The organism is Kitasatospora brasiliensis (assembly GCF_032654805.1).
Taxonomy (GTDB): domain Bacteria; phylum Actinomycetota; class Actinomycetes; order Streptomycetales; family Streptomycetaceae; genus Kitasatospora; species Kitasatospora brasiliensis.
This window is the reverse complement of the sequence record NZ_JAUOOW010000006.1, coordinates 694280-704007: the sequence shown is the minus strand read 5'-3', so window position 1 is coordinate 704007 and position 9728 is coordinate 694280. Positions and strand designations below refer to the sequence as shown.

Here is a 9728-nt window from a genome sequence, read left to right as displayed (position 1 = left end):
CGAAAAGCCCCTTCCCATCCGGGAAGGGGCTTTTTGCGTTACCCTCTGCCAATGCAGAATCTGACCCTGACCTGGCATTCCGCCGGGGCCGCCGGCATCGGCCTCTATGCGGGCGCGTACGCCGCGTCGAAGGGCCGGAAGCCGGGGCTGACGGCACTGCTGCGGGAGGCCGGCACGCTGCTGGCGCTGTTCGCGCTCTGGCAGTTGGTCGGGCACCTCTCGGTGATGAGCACGGACCACGCGCTGGACCGTGCGAGCTGGATCCATCACACCGAGCAGGTGGTCGGACTACCCGACGAGGCCTCCTGGCAGAAGGCGGTCACGCCGTACCCGGTGCTGGTGAGGCTGGCGAACTACTACTACGCGGTCATGCACTTCGCCGTCATGCTCGGGGTGCTGCTCTGGGTGTTCCTGCGGCACCGCGAGCGGTACGCGTGGGTGCGCAACACGGTGGTGATCACGACCGCGGTCTGTCTGCTGGTGCAGTTCATCCCGGTGGCGCCGCCGCGGATGCTGCCGCAGAACGGTTTCGTCGACGTGGCCGCCCAGTACGGGCAGTCGGTGTACGGCGGCGCGGTCGGGGGTGTCGTGGTGGCCGACCAGCTGTCAGCGATGCCCTCGGTGCACGTCGCCTGGTGCGTGCTGGCGGCGGTGGCGGTGATCCGGGTGTCACGCAGTTCGCTGCGATGGGTGATGGTGCTGCATCCGGTGTTGACGGTCGCCGTGGTGGTGGTGACGGCCAACCACTTCTGGTTGGACGGCATCGTGGCGGTGGCGATCCTGCTCCTCGCGTACGCCGTCCTGGCGCTGGTGGCACGCCGACGGGGCCGGGCCTCCGCCGAGACGGAGAGCCGGCCCCACGGCGCCGCTGACGCGCCGCTGAAGCAGCTCGGCTGAGGCACGGCCCCTGCCGGTCACTTCACCGGCAGGGAGACCTTCCCCCAGGAGCCGTTGCTCAGCGCGGAGGTGGCCCAGTACCAGGCGGCGAGCCCGGAGAGGGCCGCGATCCAGCCGGCCGCCTTGGCCAGCCCGCCGTAGCCGCCGAACATGGCGACGGCGGCCAGCACCAGGGAGAGCGTCAGCAGGCCGTAGACGGCCCGGCTGAGCAGGCCCGCGCCCCAGCTCGCCGCGGTGAGGGTGAGGGCGAGCAGCGCCCACAGCAGCAGGAACAGGCCGGCGGCGTTCTTGTGGGCACCGCCGGCCACCGACCAGGTCATCCAGAAGGCGGCGAGGCTGGTGAAGGCGGTTCCGCTGAAGCCCTCGCCGCCGCGGAGCTGCCAGATGCCGGCGAAGAAGAGGGTGATGCCGCCGAGTACGTGGACGAGACGGGTCGCGTCCCCGACTCCGGCGCCGTGCAGGATGCCGGTGGAGAGCAGGCCGTAGGCGAGCAGGGTGAGACCGAGCGCGAGGTGGCCGAGGTTTCTCGCGTCGGCGCCGGTGGAACGGGCGTTCGTTGCCCCGGTAGCGTCGTTGCTCACCGGAGGCTCCTTTCACTCTGGGCGCGCGCAGGGCGCAGTGACGCTGTGGTGTCGTCTTTGAGGAAGGAAGGAAGGAAGAGGAACCGGGATGCGCGGAGTCGAACGGACGCGCGCGACCGCGCCGAGGGCGCACGGCTGAGAGCGTGCGCGGGCCGCGGTCCTGAGGTGATGGGCCATCGGACGTGAGGAGCCGGCGCGAAGAGCCGCCGGTCACGTCCCCGCCGGGGGACTCCCCGGTGGGATCGGTCTACCCGGTCCGATGCGCTTGTACCGTTGTGAATATAACAATTGGTGACGGCGTCAGTACGGTCTGAGCCGGGACGTGCTCACCCCTGGCGCTGGGTGGGCACCCGCAGGGTCAGGATCGCCATGTCGTCCGACGGCGGCTCCGGGGCGAAGCGTTCGACCGCGCGCTGCACCCGTGCCGCGACCGCACCGGCGGTCAGGCCCGTGCAGCCGGTGAGCACCTCGGCGAGGCCGTCGTCGCCCAGCATCCGCCGGCCCTCGCGGCGTTCGGTGACGCCGTCGGTGACGCAGAGCAGGACCTCGCCGGGGGCGAGCACCAGGGTCTCGGCGGTGAGGTCGAGGTCGTCCATGACACCGAGCAGCGGCTGCGGGGTGGCGGCGCGGTCGACCTGGCCGTCGGTGCGCAGGCGCAGTGGCAGCGGGTGGCCGGCGCAGACCAGGGAGAGTTCGGTGCTGCCGTCGGGGCGGGGCGTCAGCTCGCCGTAGAGCAGGGTCAGGAAGCGGCTGCGCGAGCCTTCGTCCAGGATGGCCGCGTTGAGCCGGCGCAGCACCTGAGGGGCGTCCAGGCCCTCGCGGGCGAGCAGCCGCAGTGAGTGCCGGGCCAGGCCGGTGACCGAGGCGGCCTCGGGGCCGGTGCCGCAGACGTCGCCGATGGCGAAGCCGTAGGTGCCCTCGCGGATGGGGAACAGATCGTAGAAGTCGCCGCCGACCTCGTTGCCCTCGCCGGCCGCCTGGTAGTAGACGTCCACCTCGACGCCGGGGATCTCCGGCAGGTCCGGCGGGAGCAGGCTGCGCTGGAGGGCCTGGCTGGTGGCGGTGCGCTCGGAGTAGAGGCGGGAGTTGTCCAGGGCGAGCGCGGCCCGGCGGGCCAGGTCCTCGGCGAGTTCGAGGATCTCCTGGCGGAACCGGACGCCGGCCGGGACGCCGAGCACCAGCAGGCCGATGACCCGGTTGCGGGCGGTCAGCGCGAGCACGACGGTCTCGCCGAGCAGGCCGGCGAGTTCGGGGCCGTCGGTGAGGCCGCCGGCCTCGGCGGTCTCGGTGGGCGCCGTCCAGAATCGGACGCCTTGGCTGGGTCCGGCCTCCGGGGCGGGGGTCTTGTCGAGCAGGTCGCGCAGCGGGTCGATGCGGTCCTCGTCCTCGTGCAGGACGAAGGCGAGCCGGCCCGGTGAGGTGTGGTCGGCGGTGGTGTAGACGGCACACCAGGAGGCGAGGGTCGGGACGGCCATCTGGGCCATCAGCGCGAGGGTCTGCTCGTGCTGGAGCGTTCCGGCCAGCAGGTCGGAGGCCTCGACCAGGAAGGAGAGCGAGCCTCGGCGCAGCTGTTCGAGCTCGGTCAGCCGGGTGCTCTCCACCGCGAGGGCGACCCGGTCGGCGGCGGACTGGAGGCGCAGCGCGTCCTCGTTGTCGTAGCGGCCGGGCACCGAGGCGGCGATGCCGAGCGAGCCGATCAGCCGGCCCTCGACCTTGAGCGGGACGGTGACCAGGGAGCGCATGCCGCTGTCGGAGAGCAGGGGCAGGCCGGTGGGCCGGGTGGCGAGGTCCTCGTGGACGGAGGGCAGCCGGGCCGAGTCGTAGCGGTTGCCGGTCTCGACCGGGAATCGGGCGTGCCGGCGGTGTCCGGCGGTGAGGCCGGTGGCGGCGCGGACCTCGAACTCGGCCTCGTCGTCGGTGGTGAGCAGCAGGTACGCGGCGTCGCCGTCGAGCAGGTCGCGGGCGCGTTCGACGGTGCGCTGGAGCAGGGTGTCGAGGTCGTCACCGGCGACCGGGCCGGCCAGCAGGTCGAGCCGGGGGCCGGCCTGGTCGGGCCGCTCGCCGGGCAGGGCGCGGGCGGGGGAGCGCAGCACCGCGCGCTCGGGTTCGAGGACGAGCAGACAGAGGGTGGAGGGGACGCCCTCGGTGTCGCGCAGCCGGACCTGGACGCCGTACACCTCGACCTCGCGGCCGTCCCGGCGGCGGATGCCGTAGCCGCCCTCCCAGCGGGCCATCCGCAGGGTGTCGGCGAGTCCGAGGCCGCGGGCGGGGGACTTGGGCCAGACCGCGAGGTCCGCCCAGGGGCGGCCGAGGACGGTGGCGGCGGGGTACTGGAAGAGCGCCTCGGCGTCCGGGTTCCAGGCCAGCACCCGGCCGTCCTCGTCGAGTTGGACGACGGCGACGTGCACCGGGCCGGGGCCGCTGGGCAGGTCGCTGCCGGGAGTGGCGGGAACGGCGTAGCGGGTGCCGAGCACGTGTGCGGGCAGGGTGAGGCGGAACCAGACGGTCTTCCGGCCGGCCGCGTACTCGACGCCCCACCGTTCGGCGAGGGCGGAGCACATCAGCAGGCCGCGGCCGCCTTCGCCGTCCGGGTCGGCGTAGCGGTCGGAGGCGGTGACCGGGACGTCGCCGAGGGAGGGCAGGCCGCGCTCGGGATGGTGGTCGGTGACCTCGATCCGGACGGTCTGCTCCTCGCGCAGACAGCAGACCTCGGCGTCGGTGCCGGCGTGCACGACGGCGTTGGTGACGAGCTCGCTGACCAGCACGACCGCGTCGTCGACGACCTCGGGCAACCCCCAGCCGAGCAGAGCGTCCCGGATGAAGCCCCGGGCGGCGGCCGCGGACCGGCCGTCGGGTCCGAAGGTGGCGGCTGCGCGCGCGGTGACCACGTTGCCACTTCTCCTCTGCTGCTCTTGCCCTGGCTGTCCGGGGGTGCGGCGCCGCCTCCCCGTGCGCGCCGTCGGGGTGAGCGGCGGCGCTGGGTCGGGTCGTGGCCCGGTGCAGCGCTCCACCCTACTTTCCGGTTGGTTCCCCGTGGGGGCGGGGAGTCGAAACAGGCACCAGAGGGTGATTCTGCCCACCTGTTTCGGACGGGTGCGGTACGAACCGGGCGCAACCGGCCGTACACCCGGCGCAGGTGCTGCCAGACTGGGGGGTCCGCGACGGCCGGTGGGAGCAGTACGGTCGTGTGGGTGCCGGCATGCCCGCAGGCCGTCGGTACGCAGCCCAGCCGGGCCGGTGCCCGGGCGCGTGCCGCACCGGCACGAACGGTCACCGGACAGTTCACGATCGTGGGAGGGGTCCGTTGAGTTCGGCCACCAAGGACGCAACCGGTACGACGCCGCCCGCCCCGCGCGGTGGGCGCCCCGGGGCCGTGCCGCGGAACGCGGCCGGCCGGCGGGTGAGCCACAGCCGTGGCGCGGAGCCCGCCGAACTGCGCAAGCTGCTGTCGGCGCTGACCGCGATGCGGGACGGCAACTTCCGCCGCCGGCTGACCGTCCCGGGGGACGGGCCGCTGGCCGAGATCGCCGCGGTGTTCAACGAGGTCGCCGAGCGCAACCAGCACCTGACGGGTGAACTGGCGCGGGTTCGTCGGGCGGTGGGCCGCGAGGGCCGGCTGAACGAGCGGCTGGAGACCGGTGCGGGCGAGGGCGCCTGGATGGCGGCGGTCGACAACTGCAACGCGCTGATCGACGACCTGGCCCGCCCGATGGCCGAGGTGGGCCGGGTGCTCACCTCGATCGCCGAGGGCGACCTGGACCAGAAGATGGAGCTGCGCTCGTTGCACAGCAACGGGGTGAGTCACCCGCTGCGCGGCGAGTACCTGAAGATCGGGCGGACCGTCAACGGGCTGGTGGACCAGCTCTCCGAGTTCACCGACGAGGTGACCCGGGTGGCCCTTGAGGTCGGCACCGAGGGCAAGCTCGGCGGTCAGGCGAAGGTCCGCAGCGTGTCCGGCAGCTGGAAGGACCTGGCGGACTCGGTCAACACCATGGCGGGCCGGCTGACCGCCCAGGTGCGCAACATCGCCCAGGTGACCACGGCGGTGGCCAAGGGCGACCTGTCCCGGAAGGTCACCGTCGAGGTGGCCGGCGAGATGCTGGAGCTGAAGAACACCGTCAACACGATGGTGGACCAGCTGAACGGCTTCGCCGCCCAGGTGACGGCGGTGGCCAGGGACGTGGGGACGGAGGGGCGGCTCGGCGGGCAGGCCCGGGTGCCGGGGGTGGCCGGGGTCTGGCGGGACCTGACCGACTCGGTGAACTTCATGGCCGACAACCTGACCGGCCAGGTGCGCAACATCGCCCAGGTGACCACGGCGGTGGCGCGCGGGGACCTCTCGCAGAAGATCGAGGTGGACGCGCGCGGCGAGATGCTGGAGCTGAAGAACACCATCAACACGATGGTCGACCAGCTCTCCGGCTTCGCCGAGCAGGTGACCCGGGTGGCCCGTCAGGTGGGTACCGAAGGACGGCTCGGCGGCCAGGCGCAGGTGCCCTGGGCGGGCGGGGTCTGGCGGGACCTCACCGACAACGTCAACTTCATGGCGAACAACCTCACCGATCAGGTGAGGAACATCGCCCAGGTGACGACCGCGGTCGCCAAGGGCGACCTGTCGCAGAAGATCCAGGTGGACGCGCGCGGGGAGATCCTGGAGCTGAAGAACACCATCAACACGATGGTGGACCAGCTGGGCGCCTTCGCGGACGAGGTCACCCGGGTCGCCCGGGACGTCGGCACCGAGGGCATCCTCGGCGGCCAGGCCAGCGTGCCCGGCGTGGCCGGCATCTGGAAGGACCTGACCAACTCCGTCAACCTGATGGCCAACAATCTGACCAGCCAGGTCCGCAACATCGCCGAGGTGACCACGGCGGTGGCGCGCGGCGACGTCTCCAAGAAGATCACCGTCGACGCCCGGGGCGAGATCCTGGAGCTGGTGACGACCGTCAACACCATGGTCGACCAGCTCTCGGCGTTCGCCGACGAGGTGACCCGGGTGGCCCGCGAGGTGGGCACCGAGGGCATCCTGGGCGGCCAGGCCCGGGTGCGCGGGGTGTCGGGCATCTGGAAGGACCTGACCGACAACGTCAACTTCATGGCGTCGAACCTGACCGGACAGGTGCGCAACATCGCCGAGGTCGCCTCCGCGGTGGCCCGCGGCGACCTGTCCAAGAAGATCTCCATCGACGCCCAGGGCGAGGTGGCGGCGCTCGCCGGGACGCTCAACACGATGGTCGACCAGCTGTCCGCCTTCGCGGTCGAGGTGACCCGGGTGGCCCGCGAGGTGGGCACCGACGGGACGCTGGGCGGCCAGGCGAGCGTGCCGGGCGTGGCCGGCATCTGGAAGGACCTGACCGACAACGTCAACCAGATGGCCAACAACCTCACCGGTCAGGTGCGGAACATCGCCCTGGTGATCACCGCGGTCGCCCGCGGCGACCTCTCGCAGAAGATCGACGTCGACGCGCGCGGCGAGATCCTCCAGCTCAAGACCAACATCAACACCATGGTCGACCAGCTCTCGGCGTTCGCCGACGAGGTCACCCGGGTCGCCCGCGAGGTGGGCACCGACGGTCGGCTCGGCGGCCAGGCCCGGGTGCCCGGCGTGGACGGCACCTGGCAGGACCTCACCGAGTCGGTGAACGAGCTGGCCAACAACCTGACCCGGCAGGTGCGCGCGATCGCCCAGGTCGCCACCGCCGTCACCAGGGGCGACCTGAGCCTGCGGATCGACGTGGACGCCGCGGGAGAGCTCGACGAGCTCAAGGACAACATCAACCAGATGATCGCCAACCTGCGCGAGACCACCCGTACCAACCAGGAGCAGGACTGGCTCAAGACCAACCTGGCCCGGATCTCCGGCCTGCTCCAGGGCCGCCGGGACCTGGAGGCCGTCGCCTCGCTGATCATGACCGAGCTGACCCCGGTGGTCTCCGCCCAGCACGGCGCCTTCTTCCTCGCCCAGCCGGCCGGCCGCACCGCCGAACTGATCACCGAGGACGACGACGAGAACGACACCGTGCTGCGCCTGATCGGCAGCTACGGCTACCAGCGGCGGGCGATGCCGACCACCTTCCGCCCCGGCGAGTCGCTGATCGGCCAGTCCGCGGTGGAGAAGCGGGCGATCATCCTCAAGGAGGCGCCGCCCGGCTACCTGAAGATCGCCTCCGGGCTCGGCGAGGCCTCCCCGGCCCACATCGTGGTGCTGCCGGTGCTGTTCGAGGGCCGACTGCTGGGCGTGATCGAACTGGCGACCTTCAGCTCCTTCACCACCGTCGCGCTGGACTTCCTGAACCAGATCGCCGACCTGATCGGCGTCACCGTCAACACCATCAGCGTCAACACCAAGACCGAGGGACTGCTGCTGGAGTCCCAGCGGCTGACCGCCGAACTCTCCATGCGCTCCGCCGAGTTGGAAGCCCGCCAGGAGGAACTGGAGCGCACCAACGAGGAGTTGCAGGAGAAGGCCGAGCAACTCGCCCAGCAGAACCGCGACATCGAGATCAAGAACGGCGAGATCGAGGAGGCCCGGCAGGTCCTGGAGGAGCGCGCCGAACAGCTCGCCCTGGCCTCCCGGTACAAGAGCGAGTTCCTCGCCAACATGTCGCACGAGCTGCGCACCCCGCTCAACTCGCTGCTGATCCTGGCCAAACTGCTCTCCGACAACAACGAGGGCAACCTCTCGCCCAAGCAGGTCGAGTTCGCCGACACCATCCACGGCGCCGGCTCCGACCTGCTCCAGCTGATCAACGACATCCTCGACCTGTCCAAGGTCGAGGCCGGCAAGATGGACGTCCGCCCGGCCCGGATCGCCCTGGTCCAGCTGGTCGACTACGTGGAGGCCACCTTCCAGCCGGTCGCGCTGGACAAGAACCTGGACTTCGCCGTCCGGGTCTCGCCCGCCCTGCCGGTCACCTTGCACACCGACGAGCAGCGGCTCCAGCAGGTGCTGCGCAACCTGATCTCCAACGCGGTGAAGTTCACCGACGCCGGAGCCGTCGACTTCTCGATCCGCCCGGCCGGCCCGGAGACCCCGCAGTACGTGCGCGAGCGGCTGCTGGAGTCCGGCTCGATCCAGGCCCCGGACGACGCCCTGATCGCCTTCGCGGTCTCCGACACCGGCATCGGCATCCCCGACAACAAGCTCCGGGAGATCTTCGAGGCGTTCAAGCAGGCCGACGGCACCACCAGCCGCAAGTACGGCGGCACCGGCCTCGGCCTGTCCATCAGCCGCGAGATCGCCCGGCTGCTCGGCGGCGAGATCCACGCCGAGAGCGAGCTGGGCAGGGGCTCCACCTTCACGCTCTACCTGCCGCTGCGCTCCGAGGCCCCGGAGACCGCCGGGGAGCCGCGCCAGGCCGCGCCGAACGGCCTGGCGCCGCGCGCCACGGTCGGGGTGACCCCGGTGGGCCTGCCGGTGCCGGTCGGCGAGAACCCGGCCGACCACTGGGCCCAGGAGGTCCGCGAACTGGCCGAGGAGCGCCGCCGCGGCGCGGTGGAGCGCCGGCGCAGCGCCGCCGCCCTGGAGAGTGCCGCCGGGCCGCGGACGGCGGAGCCCGCCCCGCCCCGCCCGGTCAACGGCGGCCGGCGCTTCGACGGCCAGCAGGTGCTGATCGTGGACGACGACGTCCGCAACGTGTTCGCCCTCACCAGCGTGCTGGAGCAGCACGGCCTGACCGTCCTGTACGCGGAGAACGGCCGCGAGGGCATCGAGATGCTGGAGCAGCACGAGAACGTGGCGCTGGTCCTGATGGACATCATGATGCCGGAGATGGACGGTTACGCGACCACCGAGGCGATCCGCCGGATGCCCCAGTTCGCCGGCCTGCCGATCATCGCGCTGACCGCCAAGGCGATGAAGGGCGACCGGGAGAAGTCGCTGGAGGCGGGCGCCACCGACCACATCACCAAGCCGGTGGAGACCGACCACCTGCTGTCCGTGATGAACGAGTGGTTGAACGGCGACCGCGCGTGAGAGCGAGCGCGGGCGCGGGCCCCGGACCGGGCCCCGGGGTTCACCCCAGCCGGGCGGCCGGTTTGCTGGCGGAGGGCCCCGGGAACCCGGTAGGGTCACCGATCGTTGCGAACAGTGACCGGACGGCGACGCGCTGGTGAGCGCGCGCCGGAGCACTGACCGCACACCGCTCCGGATCGGGTCACGACGGAGCGATGTGCCGGGCGAGGGGGTGCGGCTAGCATGACCGGGGTAGCGGTGGGCAGTACGCGGTTGCCGGTACCGAGCGGCAGGCA

Annotated in this window: 4 protein-coding genes; 2 read left to right on the top strand and 2 right to left on the bottom strand. The window is 71.8% G+C overall.

The genetic code is table 11. From position 1 onward, the window contains the following. The first annotated feature begins 51 nt into the window (after positions 1-51). Entirely contained in the window at positions 52-897 is an 846-nt protein-coding gene (locus tag QWJ13_RS25875; protein WP_316527365.1) for a phosphatase PAP2 family protein, read from the top strand. A gap of 17 nt (positions 898-914) precedes the next feature. Here the strand turns inward: QWJ13_RS25875 and QWJ13_RS25870 are convergent, their stop codons facing one another. Then, positions 915-1478: a GPR1/FUN34/YaaH family transporter gene (locus QWJ13_RS25870; protein ID WP_316527364.1), complete on the bottom strand. Its 564-nt coding sequence runs from the start codon at positions 1476-1478 to the stop codon at positions 915-917. 326 nt (positions 1479-1804) lie between these two features. Continuing rightward, on the bottom strand, positions 1805-4366 hold the full coding sequence (locus tag QWJ13_RS25865) for a SpoIIE family protein phosphatase (protein WP_316527363.1): 2562 nt from the start codon (positions 4364-4366) through the stop codon (positions 1805-1807). 575 nt (positions 4367-4941) lie between these two features. Here QWJ13_RS25865 and QWJ13_RS25860 point away from each other — a divergent pair. Next, positions 4942-9453 carry a HAMP domain-containing protein gene (locus QWJ13_RS25860; protein ID WP_432277607.1) on the top strand — a complete coding sequence of 1504 codons (4512 nt, stop codon included), beginning with the start codon at positions 4942-4944 and terminating at the stop codon, positions 9451-9453. Positions 9454-9728: the final 275 nt, after the last annotated feature.